At 65.1% G+C, this 15,258-nt stretch carries 14 protein-coding genes and 1 tRNA gene; 4 read left to right on the top strand and 11 right to left on the bottom strand.

The features are described from left to right. The 3 genes from ACAG21_RS25270 to ACAG21_RS25260 all read right to left on the bottom strand — a co-directional run. Positions 1-1,765: hypothetical protein (locus ACAG21_RS25270; RefSeq protein WP_370499004.1), on the bottom strand; the 1,765-nt coding region annotated here is incomplete at its 3' end. Between the two features lie 153 nt (positions 1,766-1,918). Further along, complete coding sequence (gene dcd / locus ACAG21_RS25265; RefSeq protein ID WP_370498993.1) at positions 1,919-2,491, bottom strand: dCTP deaminase; 573 nt, start codon at positions 2,489-2,491, stop codon at positions 1,919-1,921. 32 nt (positions 2,492-2,523) lie between these two features. Further along, positions 2,524-3,171, bottom strand: a complete 648-nt coding sequence (locus ACAG21_RS25260; RefSeq protein WP_370498992.1) for a hypothetical protein — start codon at positions 3,169-3,171, stop codon at positions 2,524-2,526. Positions 3,172-3,308: 137 nt separating this feature from the next. Here ACAG21_RS25260 and ACAG21_RS25255 point away from each other — a divergent pair. Both ACAG21_RS25255 and ACAG21_RS25250 read left to right on the top strand, forming a co-directional pair. Next, positions 3,309-3,382: transfer RNA gene (locus tag ACAG21_RS25255), tRNA-Gly, on the top strand. A 194-nt stretch (positions 3,383-3,576) separates the two neighbouring features. Beyond that, positions 3,577-4,758 (top strand): HNH endonuclease, encoded by a 1,182-nt coding sequence (locus tag ACAG21_RS25250; protein ID WP_370498990.1) that lies wholly within the window; start codon positions 3,577-3,579, stop codon positions 4,756-4,758. Here ACAG21_RS25250 and ACAG21_RS25245 read toward each other — a convergent pair. Continuing rightward, the gene (locus ACAG21_RS25245; RefSeq protein WP_370498989.1) at positions 4,719-5,783 is read right to left on the bottom strand and encodes a DNA cytosine methyltransferase; all 1,065 of its coding nucleotides are present in this window, start codon (positions 5,781-5,783) and stop codon (positions 4,719-4,721) included. The two genes, ACAG21_RS25250 and ACAG21_RS25245, sit on opposite strands and share 40 nt — an antisense overlap. A gap of 118 nt (positions 5,784-5,901) precedes the next feature. Here ACAG21_RS25245 and ACAG21_RS25240 point away from each other — a divergent pair, with 118 nt between their 5' ends. After that, positions 5,902-6,315: a very short patch repair endonuclease gene (locus tag ACAG21_RS25240; protein WP_370499003.1), complete on the top strand. Its 414-nt coding sequence runs from the start codon at positions 5,902-5,904 to the stop codon at positions 6,313-6,315. 4 nt (positions 6,316-6,319) lie between these two features. Here ACAG21_RS25240 and ACAG21_RS25235 read toward each other — a convergent pair whose 3' ends face one another. The 7 genes from ACAG21_RS25235 to ACAG21_RS25205 all read right to left on the bottom strand — a co-directional run bounded on the left by ACAG21_RS25235 (position 6,320) and on the right by ACAG21_RS25205 (position 13,401). Next, the gene (locus tag ACAG21_RS25235; protein ID WP_370498988.1) at positions 6,320-7,753 is read right to left on the bottom strand and encodes a tyrosine-type recombinase/integrase; all 1,434 of its coding nucleotides are present in this window, start codon (positions 7,751-7,753) and stop codon (positions 6,320-6,322) included. 3 nt (positions 7,754-7,756) lie between these two features. Continuing rightward, positions 7,757-8,071 (bottom strand): hypothetical protein, encoded by a 315-nt coding sequence (locus tag ACAG21_RS25230; protein ID WP_370498987.1) that lies wholly within the window; start codon positions 8,069-8,071, stop codon positions 7,757-7,759. After that, positions 8,068-8,775, bottom strand: coding sequence for a recombinase family protein (locus tag ACAG21_RS25225; protein ID WP_370498986.1), 708 nt, complete (start codon positions 8,773-8,775; stop codon positions 8,068-8,070). Before ACAG21_RS25225 ends, ACAG21_RS25230 begins: the two co-directional genes overlap by 4 nt. 92 nt (positions 8,776-8,867) lie before the next feature. Beyond that, complete coding sequence (locus ACAG21_RS25220) at positions 8,868-9,446, bottom strand: hypothetical protein (RefSeq protein ID WP_370498985.1); 579 nt, start codon at positions 9,444-9,446, stop codon at positions 8,868-8,870. Positions 9,447-9,892: 446 nt separating this feature from the next. Then, complete coding sequence (locus tag ACAG21_RS25215) at positions 9,893-12,196, bottom strand: bifunctional DNA primase/polymerase (protein WP_370498984.1); 2,304 nt, start codon at positions 12,194-12,196, stop codon at positions 9,893-9,895. Between the two features lie 94 nt (positions 12,197-12,290). After that, positions 12,291-12,563, bottom strand: a complete 273-nt coding sequence (locus tag ACAG21_RS25210; RefSeq protein ID WP_370498983.1) for a hypothetical protein — start codon at positions 12,561-12,563, stop codon at positions 12,291-12,293. 139 nt (positions 12,564-12,702) lie between these two features. Further along, the gene (locus tag ACAG21_RS25205; protein WP_370498982.1) at positions 12,703-13,401 is read right to left on the bottom strand and encodes a hypothetical protein; all 699 of its coding nucleotides are present in this window, start codon (positions 13,399-13,401) and stop codon (positions 12,703-12,705) included. A 387-nt stretch (positions 13,402-13,788) separates the two neighbouring features. Here ACAG21_RS25205 and ACAG21_RS25200 point away from each other — a divergent pair, with 387 nt between their 5' ends. Next, positions 13,789-14,913, top strand: a complete 1,125-nt coding sequence (locus ACAG21_RS25200; RefSeq protein WP_370498981.1) for a hypothetical protein — start codon at positions 13,789-13,791, stop codon at positions 14,911-14,913. The last annotated feature ends 345 nt before the right edge of the window (positions 14,914-15,258 follow it).

Below are 15,258 nucleotides of genomic sequence, written 5' to 3'. Positions count from 1 at the left end.
GACCACCACCAACCGGGCCGCCACCGACGGGTCCGCCGCCAACGGGACCGCCACCACCGTGGCCGCCACCGAACGGACCACCACCAGACGGACCACCACCAACCGGGCCGCCACCGACGGGTCCGCCGCCAACGGGACCGCCACCACCGTGGCCGCCACCGAACGGACCGCCACCGGTGGGACCACCCGAACCGTGGCCGCCACCCGAACCCGAACCCGGAGGCGGAACATGCCCGCCGCCAGGACCTCCCGGACCCGAACCAGGAAGACCACCCGAACCGCCCCCGTCAACGCCGCCCGTACCCGAACCCGGAGGCGGAAGGTGGCCACCGCCGTGGCCATCGCCCGGGCCAGATTCTGGAGGAGTCTGATGCGGTGGTGACTGCGGTACCGACTCCGGTGGCTCCGGGATGTGCACCGGCGGCGGTTGTTGCACCACCACAGGCGGCGGTGGCTGCACCACCACAGGCGGCGGCACCGGTCGCGGCGGGGCCTGGATCACCGGCGGACTCATCAGCCATTCCGGAGCAGGCATGCGGATCTGGGGCACCGGGATCGGCACCACGACCGGAGCTGGGACCGCCGGAGCAATCGGAGCAGGAGCCGCGGGCAGTGGCGGGAGCGCGGCGGGAGCCGGGGCTGCCGGCAACGGTGCCGCCAACGCCGGACGCATCGGCTTGGGCGCCGCGACGGGGGCGGGCAGGACGATCTTCGGCTGGGCGACGGACGCCTCAGCCGGGGGTGCGGGCGCCGGTTGTGTTGGCGCGATGAGGTTTTGGTTGGGACTGGGCTGCACCGCGACGTTGGTGGTACGGATGCCGATGGCCAGTGCGATCTCCAGTGCGACCACCGCGCTGATGGCGATCACCGCCATTCCGCTGCCGACCAATAGCACCGGCCTGCGACGAGGTCCGCTTGCGTCCGGCGCACCCAAGTCGGCCGGATCGATCACGACGGTTGGCGCGTCGGCGTCGTCGTCGGACACCAGGCTGTAGGCGAGCTCGTCGCGACCAAGCGTCGCATCGGAAAGATACGTCACGCCAAGGTATTCGGGCCAGGCGCCCGGATGGACGGCGCCGGTGCCCGGGTCTTGCGCGTAGGCCAGCGCCGCGGTCGACGACGCGAACAGCGGCGCGTTGGCTGATGCCAGCGCGGCCCCGCGGGCCAGGGCGGTCTCGGGCTCTTCCGGCGCGTTCACGGTCAGTGAGGTCGCGGAATCCAATGCCGGCTTGATCGGGCCCACATCGACACCCGATCCGACCACAAACACGCCACCGGGAGGTATGTCCAATTCGTCGAGCCAGGAGATCATCCCGGTGAGTTGCGCGGTGGCCTCGTCATAGGACTCGGCGACGATCTGTTCCTTATAGACGTCGGTGATGGACCCGTCGGAGGTCTCGACGACGGCCAGCGTCGCGGTGTCGGGCTCGACGAACAGCACCGCGGTGGTGTCGTAACCCATTGCGCCGCCGACGGATTGACCAAGTGCGGCAGCAGCGAGGAAGGACGAGACCAGCATCACATTCTCGAGCTTGTAGGAGGCCAGCGCGTCGCGAAGCACGGCTGCGTGCACCTGGTCGGTCCACGTCACGCCAATCGAAGACAACTCCAGCCCGGCTTCGGCGGCACCCTCGCGGGTGCCGAGGATCGCGGAGATCACCCGATCGGGAACGGCTGTGGGTTGGGTGTCATCGGCGGCGGCGAGAGGAAACTGATCCTCTTCGACCACGGCGCCGTCGGCGTTCTCGCCCTCGACCACGATCATCTGAACCGAAGTCGGCGCGATCGATACCCCGAGCACGATATCCAAAGCGAACCACTCCAAAAGTGTTGCAACACAAGCTATGCCCGGAGCAGAAGAAACGACCCCGACTACTACATACTTCCTTAGAAAGACCGCGCGGGCAGCCCGCGGAAGCTATGTAGTTCTTATGAAGTTCTCGTAGGAGCGAGAAGGTGTCGGTCCGCGCTGGCCCTGGTATTTCGAACCAACCCGGGAACTGCCGTAGGGGTGTTCGGCCGGGCTGGTCAAACGCAGGATGCACAACTGCCCGATCTTCATGCCTGGCCAGAGCGTGATGGGAAGGTTGGCGACGTTGGACAGCTCGAGGGTGATGTGACCGGTGAAGCCGGGATCGATGAATCCGGCGGTCGAGTGCGTCAGCAGGCCGAGCCGGCCCAGGGACGACTTGCCTTCCAGGCGACCGGCGAGGTCGTCGGCCAGCGCGACCTGTTCCAAGGTCGAGCCAAGCACGAACTCGCCCGGGTGCAGCACGAACGGCTCCCCCTCGGCGGGCTCCACCAGGCTGGTCAGTTCGTCCTGCTGCTGGGCGGGGTCGATGTGGGTGTAGCGGGTGTTGTTGAACACGCGGAACATGCTGTCGAGGCGAACATCGACGCTGGAGGGTTGTACGAGAGTGTCGTCGAACGGGTCGATGCCCAACCGGCCAGCGGAGATTTCGGCCCTGAGGTCACGATCGGAGAGCAGCACGCGACGAGCCTATCCGCTGAGTAGTCCCGTGCTCAGTCGGCGAGGTACGTTTCGCCGCCCTTGGGGTAGCCGCCCCCGGTCGTCGTGATGTGGACGTGGTCATAGTGGCCGAGCCTGCTCGTTTGTGCACCGTTGGGCGTGTAGTAGACGCCGCGCCAAATCGCGTCCTGGATGCCGAATCGGTTCGCGTTCTTCAGCACGTACGCGACGATCGCATTGCCCAGCGCGATGCCCTGCGCGCTCTCGGGATTCGGGATCATCACGTCCAGCGCCAAGCCGAGGGGATGCCAGGGCAGCGAATCCGGACGCACACCGCCGATTTCGTGGATCTCCGGGAATGTCGCGCTGATGGCGCGCGACGCCAGGATGGTGCGCACTTGCAGGCCCTGTTCCGCGCAGAGCCCGACGGGCAAGAAGCGGGATCGAACGTGATACCGGGATGCCATCGGCTGGCGATCGGGAGCACCCGCGGTCGCCCAGCTGCGCGGCAAGTTCGCTTCCGCGGCGACGATTTCTAATCGGCTCGGTGCGACGTCACCAATAACGGCTTTGGCTTCCGCCGGCGCGGCAATCGGGCCGACGTCTGCGCCCACCGCGAAGAACACCGCGGCAGGTGCCAGCACCGCTGCCAGGACAACCGGCGACTTGCGCCGCTTCTTGGCTAATCTGTGCCGGCCCACCCACGGCACATTACGGCATGATAACGAAAGAATAAATGTGAGCATTTTAAATTTGCGTGGATAGCCGCAATTCAACGTCGACATTCGACAGTCGCGGCTGGTTGAGTGCCCGGGTGCTAGCCTTCTTGGGCAACCGCGCCGATGTAGTTCAATGGCAGAACATCAGCTTCCCAAGCTGAATACGCGGGTTCGATTCCCGTCATCGGCTCCATTCTGATCAGGGCATAACCGCCGTGTCGCCCACGTTCGCAGGCTGGTGGTCCCTTAACGGTCCCCTGCCTGGCCGGCAGCGCGGCCGGGCAACACGACCTTGGGGCAATCCGCTGCCCAGCCCTCGTGAGGTGAGACACTGGCATCCCATCGCGAACGAGTAGCTGTTCGGGAACCAGCACAAGGAATGTTGGCTTGCATATAGGCTTCCGCACCTCGGGAGGCCGAGGCGAGTACGAAGTCGTTGGAAACCATTCGGGGTACAACGCCCTCGGTCTTGAAGGCTGGACCTTCAGCATGCGATGGCCGGACGGCATCGTCCGAGATACCGGTCTGTGGCTGGACCCGGCGGAGAGCGGCAAGCCGCGGCTCCGCTCAATGCTCAGCGACCCGATCCAGATATCGCGAATCGTCGCGCCCATGCTGCTCCTACCGGACCCCACGCGTGCGTTTCGGAACACGCCCACCACCTTGCCGATCATCAGGGCGAAGGAATACACGATCACTGACGTCGGGTTCGGCACGGAGAGCGAATTCAGCGGCGTCGCTGACCTAGTGACTTTCGATCCTTCGTTCATCACCGTCGCCAATCAGGGCCACGTGGGCGACATTGGCGTTGCCGCGAGATGGAGCCGCGTAGAGGCTGTCTACGACCAAGCCGGGCTACTGCCTGCAGGACTTCCCGCGCTTGTGAAGAGTCACCAGGATTACCTGGCCAGCGGCGAGGGTATCGGTCGGCAACTCACCACAATCGTCACCAACATCATGAACGGCTTGACGACCGCACCCGGCTCTACGTACCAGGCGGGTTTTGACCCTCTGCCAGCACTTGAGAGCCTTCTCGGCATCGCTCCGCCAACGGGGCCAACACTTCCGCCGCCCGATGAACTAGGCGAAGACGCCCCGGATGAGGTCACCGTCCGGTCCGCGCACCAATATCGTTTGGCCAAGGACCGCGGTGCATCGGGTCGGAAGTTCAGCGGAGAGGTGCGCGCGGCATACCGCAACAGGTGCGCTTTTTGCGGCGCGCAGCTTGGAGGCATCAGCGGCATTCGGTCAGGTATCGACGCCGCCCATATCCTCGCTTGGAGTCAACACGACCTCGACGTTGTCCAGAACGGTATCGCTCTTTGCAAGCTGCACCATTGGGCATTCGATGCCGGCATTCTCGCGATTCGGAAGGAAGGCGAGGGCTACTACCTGAGATTCACGACTCTCGCTGACCTCATCGACGATGAAAGTAGAGCCCGAATCGCTGTCGAGGGCACACAAGTTCCGGCCGAGTGGCTACCCGAGAATCCGAAGCTGCGCCCAAGCGTTGATTACCTCAAGCGTCTCTATGCGGACCTTGGCCTCACCTTCAAGGTCGATGTCTGAGATTCTTCGCGACGGGCGCTGAGCGCAGCGACGATTCGATGACCAAGCCACTCGGCGACTGGTACAGAAACCGCATTGCCGCACGCATGGTATCTCGCTGATTCAAGTGTGTCCTGGCTCGGCATCTCGTGCGTCGGCATAGTCCAGTTGTCCGGAAAGCCTTGCAATCTCTCGGTTTCCAATGGCGTCAGCCGCCGGACGGCCCCCTCCGGATACGACACGTAGTTACGAGACCAATCGGTTCCGGTATGGCGAGCGGACTCAGCGTAGAGGCAATGCGCCAGCTTCTTTACGTACCCTTGCTTAGGATTTCCAACGCGGACCGCAAAGGGGGAAACAGGTTTCGACCCATCCGGTCGGCGCGCCTCAGCATCCCGGTCGCCGCATTCGGGCTCAAAAAGTATCGAGCCGGCGGTTTCCGCGTCTCCAAGAGATCCGACAATGAAGACTCGAGAGCGACTTTGGGGGACGCCGAAGTAGCGACTGTCAAGTACTCGCCACGCCACGCCATACCCGAAGTCGGCCAACGTCCGAATGATGACTGCGAAATCTCTTCCGTCGTGGGAAGAGAGGAGTGCCGCAACGTTTTCGAGGACGACAATTTCGGGGCGACGCGCTCCAATAAGTTGCGCAAAGTCGTAGAAGAGCCCCGACTGCTTTCCTCTAAGTCCACTGCGAGGGCCCATTCTGGCGAGGCTGACGTCTTGGCAGGGAAAGCCGCCCGCCCAGATTTCCGCTTCGGGGATGTCATCAGGAACCACCTTCGTGATGTCGTCAGCCCGAGGAACGTCGGGCCAGTGTTTGGCGAGGATGTCTAGGCAGAACGACTTCTTCTCGCATTGCCAGGTGGTCTCGATCCCCGCGCGCTCGAAACCTAGATCGAATCCGCCGATACCGGCGAAGAAGCTGGCGACTCGATACGGTCGAGCGCCTTCAATCGCGTCGTTGCCGTCAGCTACGTTGCGACGTCCCATCGGCTGACTTGCTCCTTCCATCCCCCGTTGTTGCAGCCCGTTTACGAACATGTGTTCGATCGTAGTTAGGGTAGGTGACAACGGGGACAGTTTCTCAAGCAGTACCGTACGGGCTGTGTTCGGCGGACCCGAGAATGACGCGCCGGTACCGGAGCCTGGTTCGGTAGATATAGGGCCGTCACCGGCGCGTTCTCGCAATATGGCAGCTATACGGCGGACGGATACGCGCCCCGAACTTGAGCTGCGTAGCGCCCTCCACGCCCGGGGGCTCCGGTTCCGAAAGGACTACCCCATTCGCGCCGAGGGCCGCATCATCCGGCCCGACGTCGCGTTTACTCGCTACCGACTGGCCGTGTTCCTGGATGGGTGCTTCTGGCATGGGTGCCCGGAACACGGACGCCCGCCGAAGTCCAACAACTCGTACTGGCTGCCGAAGCTCGCTAAGAATGCGCAGCGGGACCTGGAGCAGACGAGGATTTTGACCGAGGCCGGGTGGACCGTCATCCGCGTCTGGGAGCACGTGGCGATCGAGGACGCCGTCTCGGCTGTAAGCCAAGCGCTACGCGACGCGGGCGCTCCATGACGGTCTACCCGTGCAGCGGGATAACGTTGCCGTAGCTCGGCGTCGGAGCCGGGGTCGCCAACGCGCCGAGCGCCGCCATGTTGCCGGTGTGGTCGTCGGTGTTGATCAGGTGTGCGTAGACGGTGAGCGTCGTCTTGACGTCCCGGTGGCCCATGAGCTCCGCGATGTCGATGGGCCGGATGCCAGCCGCGAGGCACAGGCTCGCGTACGTGTGCCGAAGCGAGTGGAACGACTGGTCCGCGGACAGCTTCGCGGTCGGGGTAAGCCTGTTAGCCCGCAGCACAGCCGGTCTGTAGACGGCTTTGTACCAGGCACCGTGCCGTAGCAGCTGGGTCCAGTCGAGCACCAAGCGCTTCTCCGCCTCTTTCACGGTGAGTTCGCCCAGGGCGTCGGCCTGCCGCCGCGCACGCGCCTTGGCGGTGGTGCTCGGCGCTGGCTCTTCCACACCCGTACGGGCCGCTCCCGGCTCAGCGGGCGTCGCCCGCACTCCGGTAGGCCGGGGCCGGGTGAGCACCATCGCGGGCCACAGCGGGGCGTCGGGTTCGTTCCCTCGCGGATGCTCGGCAAGGTAGTCCCGCAGCAACGCGGTCGTCTCCGCGGTCAACGGCACGCGCCGGTAGCTCTGCTTAGTCTTGAGCGGGCCGTACTGGACTACCGACCCGTTGGGCCGCGCGGCTTGCTCGACTCGCAGCACGCCGGGCTTCGCCGGGACGTTCGGGTTGAGCGGCGGGTCGGGTAATTCGACGTTGCCCACGGTAAGCCCGTCCAGCTCGGCCGCGCGTAGACCCGCCCACGCGGCGACGTGCACCAGGACGTTGTACGGCCAAGGCGTCGCGTCGACGAGCGCCGAAACTTGCACCGGCGTAAGGAACATCGCTCGGTCGGCGACTTCGCCGACCTTGCCGCCTTTGGTGCCGGTCTCCTTCGGCAGCTTTACATAATCGGCGGGGCTCTTCGCCAGCCGGCCATCGACCACGGCCTGCTCCAAGACCATCCGCACGGTCCAAAAGGCATGCCGGACGGTGCTCGGCTTCTTGCCCGCGCCGGTGAGCCGGTTGACCCACTCCTGGATGTACTCGCGGGTGATCTTGTTCAGCGGGTAGTTGCCGAACACGGCGTCGATGCCGAGGGTCTTGCCGTCGCCGCGACGGCTTGCGGCAGGGGCGAGGGCGTAACGGTGGTTCGCGGCGTTGTTACGGGTGTCGGCCTTCCGCGACTCCAGCCAGATCGCCGCCGCGTCGCGGAACAGCATCTTGCCCTTGCCCGGGTCGAAATCCATGCCCGTCAATGCCGCCGTATCCGCCTTCGATGCGAACGCCTTCGCGTCCTTGCGGGTGCGGAACCCACCCTTTGTGCGCTGGGCGCCATCTGGGGTGTACCACCGCACGACGTAAGTCGTTGTCCCGCTGCTGCGGACGCGCTTCTGGATACTTGCCATTCGTCAATCCTGTTCTGGTAATAGGTGCTTCGTCGTTGCGGTGCCGACTTCGGCTGACTTCAGCTCGTCGGTGAAGTAGTAGGCCGTCTGGTGAGGACCGGGCGGATAGTCGCCGGGCTCGCCGGGAAAGAGCACGACGTGCACCATGTCGCCGCCGTCGTCTAGGAACGTGCGCTGGACTGTGCCGATGCGGCCGGTGTACGGGTCGCCGGGAAGCATGACGCGGACCTCGTGCCCGTTGTTGTAGTAGCCCCACTCGCTGCGCGGGCTGTACACGACACCATCCCGCCCGTCGGCTAACCGCCGTGCCGGGCTCATGCTGCGGCCCCGCTCATTTTGGCGCGCTGCAGAATCCGTGCGACGGTGGCCGCGCACCATTGGCCGCCGCGCTTCGTCGGGTGGCCTTCGGCGGCGAGCACGCGCGCAATCTCACGGGTAGACGCACTCTGCTCCGCTAGCTCTTTCATGCGTGCCAAAGCGCGCTGCTCGGCGGGCACTGGCACGAGCTTGCCCTTGACCGTGCGGTAGCCGTAAGGCAGCGCACCGTGCGCGTAGCCGCCGCGAGCGGCCTTGGCGTGCCGCCCTGCCGCGAGCCGGTCCACGGTCATCTCGCGGTCGTACTCGCTGATCGCGCCGCAAATCACGCGAATCAGCTTGCGGCTCGGGTCTTTCGACTCGCCGTTGAGCAATTCGTCCTCACTTTCGCGCGTGGACAGCACGATGCCGCCCAGGTCAGATAGTTTGCGTAGCAACAGTTCCTGCACCATGACGTCACGGGCCAGGCGGTCAAGCCGCGCGACCACGACCCCCTGGGCCTTTCCGCTCTTGACCAAGGCGGCTGCTTCGCACCACCCCGCCCGGTCACGTAACTCCGACGCGCCGCTGATTACGTCGGTCTGCCATGACACGACCTTGTGCCCGCCCGCCTTGGCCCACTTCCGTATCGCGGCGCGCTGCACTTCCGGCCCGTATGCCTCGGCCTGGTGAGCCGACGACACCCTTACGTACGCGACGACTCGCATACTTCTCCCTCCCACAAGCCGCTGACCAGCGGCGTAGCTGATTACGGGGATAAAGCTACGCCAGCTGCTACAAAGCTCGGTACAAACTTCGTCTACCGCGCACGTCCTCCACGCGCGGCCCGCGCTGCACGGTTGGCCCGGGCCACCTCCGCGGTCGCGTCCTCCAAGGGAACGAGCGCGCGGCTAGGTGGCCGGCCCGGCGTTGCGGGGGTGCCGGCGGGTTCGTCGCCCCGGTCGTCGGCGTCGCGTGTGGCTCCGGTGGAGCTAGCGTGCGGCGCGATGCGCTCGTCGGGCTCGGGGACTAGCTCGGCGTCCACGACCTCCAACGGAGGTGCTGCCGGGGCGGTCGGTCCCTTGGGCGGTAGTCCGCGCCGACGTAGCCAATCCTCCCGGCTCGTGCGCACCACGGAGAGCGTGAGCTCTTCCCACGGCTCGGGTTCCTTCGCCGACAGCTCGACGGACTGCTTGGCGCTGAGGCCCGCGCGGTCGAGAGCGTCCTTCACAGCAGCCAGCTTCACCGCTTCCGACTCTGCGCCAGCGGCGATTCCGAGTAGCTCGCGGGCCATCCGGTCGGCGGCGAGCGCGAGCCGTTCGCGCGCTTTGGCGACGACTTGAGGTGCGGCGCCGCCGTGAACCCGGCACACGTTCGCCCCGCGCGCGGCGTACCGCATACACGGCTGCCCGTCTGTGCGGTGGGCGGTACACCTGCGCGGATGGTCCAATCGCGATTTATAGGTCTTTGCATTCATCGGTTACTCCTTGTCTCCGTTTGCAGTTCATCGTTCGCCCGGCCGTGTGCAATCAATCGGCCACGGTTCGCGTCTGGGGTTGCGGCGTGGTCGAGTGGGATGGCCACGGCGCGAACGTTTTTGGGGCTGCCAGGCGTAGGGCGGTTCGACCGGCGTGAAGACGTTCATGAGTTCTCCCTTAGCCAATGACGTGGCGACTGCGCGGTGTTCATCTTGTTCAGGAGGGTCCGCGCCGGGTGACCGCGCGACCGCGCGACTGAGCGACTGCGCCCCTACGGGGGCCGCGCAGTCCGCGCAGTCGTTCGCGTAGTCGCTCGCCCTCCGCGCCGTCCGCGCGGTTTCGCGCAGTCGTCGCGCAGTCCGCGCAGTCATGTTTCGTCGCCTTCCGCGTGGTCGCTCAACTTGTGCTTCCAGGTGGTAACACCGTTTGCAGCCGCGTCGGAATACCGATCGCACAAAGGGTCTTCAATCTGTCGGTACTGCTTTACAACGACATGAATTTCGCTGTCGCGCGCCCCGGTTTCCGTCTTTGCAAATCCTTCATCAACCAATGCCTTAATCGCTGTACGCCAAAGATCACGGTGCTGAGTCTTGCCTTGCTCCTTGCGCTCTCGGCACATCGCGTTAACGGTCTTGTTGCTCGTCCGTTCGTCGGGCTCGTCCGTCTCTTCCCAATACCGGCTGATCTGCTCCATGAACCACGTCGGCCGGAAGTCGGCCCGCTTCTTCCCGCCGGGTTTCCCCTCCTCAACGTCCGTCGCGTGTCCAGCGTCGCCCGGTGCGTCCAGCGACCAAATCGCGCGGCCCGTGTCCGTCGAATCCAAGTACAAATCCGCGACGTGCTGGGTGCGGTCCGACTTGCGCCACCGGCCACCTAAGCCGCGAATCAAACCAGGCCGGTCCTTCCCCACGCGCACGCTGGCACGGCCCGCCTGTCCCACCGCAAAGGGCCGCTCCATCTCCACGAGGTAGGCCGCGCCGCTGAGACCGGCCATCTTGTGTTGGCCACCCAGAGCGAACCGGCCCCGACTGTCAGAGTCCTTCGTCACGTGATCCACGCACACGACCGCCGCGCCGGTCAGTCGAGCTATCGCCTTGGGCAGCGTCCGCTGCCAGCGGGCTACGTCGTCGTTATCCTTCGTCGACAGGCCGAACACACCCATGGAGTCGGTCACGCCGTCAATCACCGCCAATGCGTAGCTTCGCTCCAGAAGCGCGTCGAAGGCCGCGCGCTCTGCATCGGTCGTGGGCGACTGGTCAGGGTGGACGTACACGAACTTTGTTGCGTCGTCCACAACCTCGGCGGGCACTCCAAGCAAGATCAGCCGGTCGCCTACTGGTCCCGCTTCATCCTCAAAGTCCAAGTACAGAACTGCGTCACCCGCCAGTAGCGACTCTGCCGCCGCGCACTGAACGAGCCAGGACTTGCCCGACTCCGACTCGCCGTGCACAGAGTGGGTCTTGCCCGCGTAGAACAAGCACGCGCCATCCGACCTCATGAGAATTGTTGGCGGCGCGGCCCCGATACCACGACGCGCGGCCCCAACATTCACCGGTGCCCACGACGGCCGGTCACCTTCGCTCGCTCGGTTCTCTGCAGCCGGCCACAGTGTGTCGGGGTGCCACCGACCTCCAGGCGCAAGTGCACGTTGGGCCAGCTTGAAGTTCTCGGCGCAGGCGAACCCGCCCGCTCGCTCTTGCAGCGCCGCAGCATCGCTCGCATCGGCAATTGCTACCGCATCGCGCACCATACGGTTGAACTCGTCGGAGTCCGCCACCCGGCCGGGACCATCGAACGCGGCACTCCAGCGTCCGCGTAGCTCATCGACCGCGCGCTGAGCCGGGAACCTCCCAGCCTTGGCCTCCCGCAGCGCCCAGCACACAGCGGACCACATGCTGTCGTGTCGACCGCCCGGCGTCGGGTCGAACGCCGCAACTATCGGCCTCAGCGCGTACGGTTCCGCGTCGGCCGCGTAGGCATCCAGGAACGCAGCAGCCTGCGCGTCCGACTCGGCCAGTGTCAGCGGTTCGTGGATGTACGGGTCGGCCGCGGCGTTGAGTTTCGCCGTGATCTCATCGGGCACGTACGGTATCGGCTCATCCGGCCCACCCGAGTACGCGCCGCCCTCGGAGGCGCGAGGGTGGATAGACGGCGCGAGGACTATCGCGCCGCCGTAGCACCGGACCTCGCCCCACCCTTTCCCCTTCGGCGGCTTGAGCTTGCCGAGGCCACCGCCGAACCGCTCACCGGGCTGAAGCCGGTAGATGTAGTGCCCGCGCTTGTTCGCGGGGTCGGTCGTGGTGCGGCGGAACACCGCCCGCTCAAGCAGCGGCCACAGCCACGCCGGTACGTTGTCGGGGTTGTCTACGTCTATGACGAGAAGCTGAGCGCCGCCGACGTGCATCGCGATCCCCGCGTCAGGCCACCGACGCCACCATGCGCGCACGGTGTCGAGGTCGGTGGTCGCCTGTTGCGGCCACCCATTGCCGAGATAGCTGCCGGGGTTCTTCGTGCCCGGCCGCACTGGCACAATCGGCACACCGGCCTTGGCGTATACCTCTGCAGCTTCGGCGTTCGGCAACCCCCGCACATCGGGCCAGACAACGACAATACCGCCAGTATCGCTGCGCTGCTTGGCTTTTCCATCGCCACGCCCGGCGGGTATAGTCATCTCCAGCCTTTCGTGCTAGTCACCACGGAGGTCGTCCATCCGCAAGTGGTCGTTGAAGTCACCCGTAGCCGCCCGCCAAGCCGGCTGCGGGTGATCAACTTTTGGCAGAGATGGGAACGCGGCCCGCGTTCACGCCGATGAACTTGGTCGGCTCGGGGCGCTTGCGTGATTCGATCCAGTCGAGCCCGTCGCGCACGCTGAACCAGTTCTTACCGCTAATCTGCGTCGGCACAATCTCGCGGTTCAGTACCGCATGTTTGATGCTGCGCCGGGTGACTGGAAACCCTAATGCCGAGAGCCTCTCGAACAGCCGCTGCTCCGTGAGGTTGGGTACCTTAAGTGGGTCGACAACGCCGCCCTCGTCCATGGACGCTCCTAAAACTCCGTTCCTACAGGTGTTTTGCGTCCACGGACTTCCGCTCTCTACGGGCGCGTGAGCGGGCCGGTACTACAGACTCTTAAAGTACCCTTCCCGTCGCGTACCCGCCCGAAAAGTTTTGCGTGTGTTAGCGGGGAGCGCCGTCGGCAGGTGGCCAGTCCTCGCAGGCCTCGAACTCTGCGATCTTCGCGTTGGTCTCGTATGTCTCGGCGGCAATCTTGCAGGCCACGTCTTCACATGCCCAGCACCACCGCAGCAACACGATCAACGTGCCCCGATCCACCGGCATAAGCCGTGTTGTCGCGGTGCACGATTCGGCCAGCTGCACGTCGCAGCGCGGGCCGCAATCCCCGTCGCGGTAGTCATTACTCGTCTCAAGGTCCACCATGCTCGCGAAGTACCCGGTTGTGGTCAACCGCCGGTTCGGCGCGTCATGCCAACGGTCACGGACAACGGTGACGTAGTTGTCGCCCAAACGCCAGACTTTCACCACGCCCTGCTCGTACATCGCATCGGGGTCGTACTCGGTGTCATGCGTGTCGTAGTACAACGACGGCCGCAAACCTAGCGCTCGTTCCCGGCTAGCCTCGCCTTCGCGTCGATGGAACTCAGCCGCCGCAGCGTCGGCCCACTCGGCCAAAGCCGGCACCCGTGCGAGAACCGCATCGGCCGGGGCGAGGTTCTGCCACACCCGGCGGATGATCTGCTCGGCGCGGTCGATAGCGTGCACTTGCGTGTTGACGCGTGGGTTCATCGGCCACGCGTTGCTCATCGCGGGATACTTGGCGAGTAACTGCTGGCGCCGTTGGGGATCGATGGTCGTCATGATGCGGTCCTCTCTGATAGTGAAACCGCCCAGTCGAACAAATCTTGCGTTGAAAACATCAGTGCTCCGCCGACTTCGCGGCTCGGTATCTGGCGTTTAGTCGCGGCGGTGCGGACAAAATTCAGTGTGACCGGTACGCCGAGCACGGTCGTGACCCACTCGTGAGCACCCCGCCGACCACGTATTGTCAGCAACGACGACAGTCCCACCCCGTTCGGCGGGGTCTGTGTCGATCTAGCCATAGGAACGAACCTCCCTGTGTCGCTTCGACTTTACTCCGAATAGCCTCCCCTCGCCTCGGTCCGCCGTGTATCGCCACGCCGCGACTTTGGGTCAGCGGCGCAATGTGTTTCAGGCGTAGCTTCGATCCGGAGAAGACTACTTAGGATGGTGAGAACGACTATGGCCAAGGGCATTTCAACGCGTGGCGACGTACTCGTCAATATGACAAGCGACGGCGTGGACCTCAACGAGGTCTGGTCGGAGTTACAAGATGTTCTGGAACTCTGGAACGTCGAACGCAAGAGCGTCACGGACCTACTCAGCTACCGCACGGTGAACGTCGCCGACGCGATTGCACAGAGCTACACGTCCGACAGCTTCGAGGAGGCCACCGAATTCGGCATCCCGCAAGCAATCCGGCCACCGGCTGATGTCCTCAAGCTCGGTTACTCGTTCAAGGACTGGGACCTGCGGACCTCGTTCACCTGGAAGTTCCTGCGCGAGGCCACCGCCGAGCAGATCACCGCACATGTGACCCGCGTGTTCGAAGCCGACAACAAGCTCACGACCGGCACAGTGATGAACCGGCTGTTCAACCCAGCGACGCAGCTCAACGAGTGGGGCCATACCTGCTACGGCCTGTGGAACGGTGACGGCATGGTCCCGCCGCCCTACCTCGGCGTCACGTTCGCCGGGGACCACAAGCACTACCTCACCACGGCTTCAACAGTTCTCGATGCGCTTGACGTCGAAAACATGCTGCACCACGTGAAGGAACACGGCTACGGTATGCACCCCGCCACGCAGCTAGTGATACTGCTGAACCCGTTGGACTTCGATGCATCCCTCATGTCGTCCTGGAAGGCCGGAGTTGAGTACCGCACCGGCCAGACGCCCAAGTGGGACTTTATCCCCTCGGCGCTGATGCCCGCGTGGATCAGCAACGAGACCATCCACGGCCCCATCCCCAACGCCGAGTACAACGGCTTGCAGGTGTGGGGCAGCTACGGCGGTGCGCTCGTCATCCAGAGCAACTACGTGCCGCGCTACTACACCGCCGTGGTCGCCACCGGCGGGCCGAACAGCGATGCGAATCCGGTCGGCTTCCGCGAACACGTCAACCCGGCATATCAAGGCCTGCGACACATCCCTGGTCACGGCCCCTACCCGCTACAGGACAGCTTCTACGTTCGCGGGTTCGGCGTCGGCACCCGGCACCGGGGCGCGGCGGTCGTCGCCCAGATCACCGAGAACCTCACCTACACCCCACCGACGACGATTGAGACGTAGATATGGCCGAGTACACCCGCGCGCCCGAGCCGTGGCGCGACCCGCCGTTGCCCGAGCCGCCGGGCTGCGGGCCGCAAAACCCGCTCCAGCTCCACTGCGAGCAGGCTGGTGACCAGAGCACCGAGTTCTCCTGGGGACCGGGGCCGGTCGCTCCGCGCCTCAATGGCCGGCCACCGAGCGAGGGCGGCATCTACATGCCCCGCGCACCACGCGTGGACCCGCCCATCAGCGGGGTCGGTCGGCCCCGGCCGCACCGCAGACCCAAGGGCGAGGCATACGGTTACGCGGGCGAGCAAGTGGTGCGGTGAGTCGTGCCGGGCGCGTTTTTCGTACCCGATTTTTGGT

Source organism: Mycobacterium sp. pR1184 (assembly GCF_041287235.1).
GTDB lineage: Bacteria > Actinomycetota > Actinomycetes > Mycobacteriales > Mycobacteriaceae > Mycobacterium.
Note: the sequence above shows the minus strand (reverse complement) of the source record. Positions and strands in the feature narration are given on the sequence as shown.

Bases quoted from the DNA above. Each gene is read 5' to 3' on its own strand.
- ACAG21_RS25245 (WP_370498989.1), bottom strand. From the start codon at position 5,783: ATGTTCGTAAACGGGCTGCAACAACGGGGGATGGAAGGAGCAAGTCAG.
- ACAG21_RS25235 (WP_370498988.1), bottom strand. From the start codon at position 7,753: ATGGCAAGTATCCAGAAGCGCGTCCGCAGCAGCGGGACAACGACTTAC.
- ACAG21_RS25230 (WP_370498987.1), bottom strand. From the start codon at position 8,071: ATGAGCCCGGCACGGCGGTTAGCCGACGGGCGGGATGGTGTCGTGTAC.
- ACAG21_RS25225 (WP_370498986.1), bottom strand. From the start codon at position 8,775: ATGCGAGTCGTCGCGTACGTAAGGGTGTCGTCGGCTCACCAGGCCGAG.
- ACAG21_RS25220 (WP_370498985.1), bottom strand. From the start codon at position 9,446: ATGCGGTACGCCGCGCGCGGGGCGAACGTGTGCCGGGTTCACGGCGGC.
- ACAG21_RS25215 (WP_370498984.1), bottom strand. From the start codon at position 12,196: ATGACTATACCCGCCGGGCGTGGCGATGGAAAAGCCAAGCAGCGCAGC.
- ACAG21_RS25210 (WP_370498983.1), bottom strand. From the start codon at position 12,563: ATGGACGAGGGCGGCGTTGTCGACCCACTTAAGGTACCCAACCTCACG.
- ACAG21_RS25205 (WP_370498982.1), bottom strand. From the start codon at position 13,401: ATGACGACCATCGATCCCCAACGGCGCCAGCAGTTACTCGCCAAGTAT.
- ACAG21_RS25200 (WP_370498981.1), top strand. From the start codon at position 13,789: ATGGTGAGAACGACTATGGCCAAGGGCATTTCAACGCGTGGCGACGTA.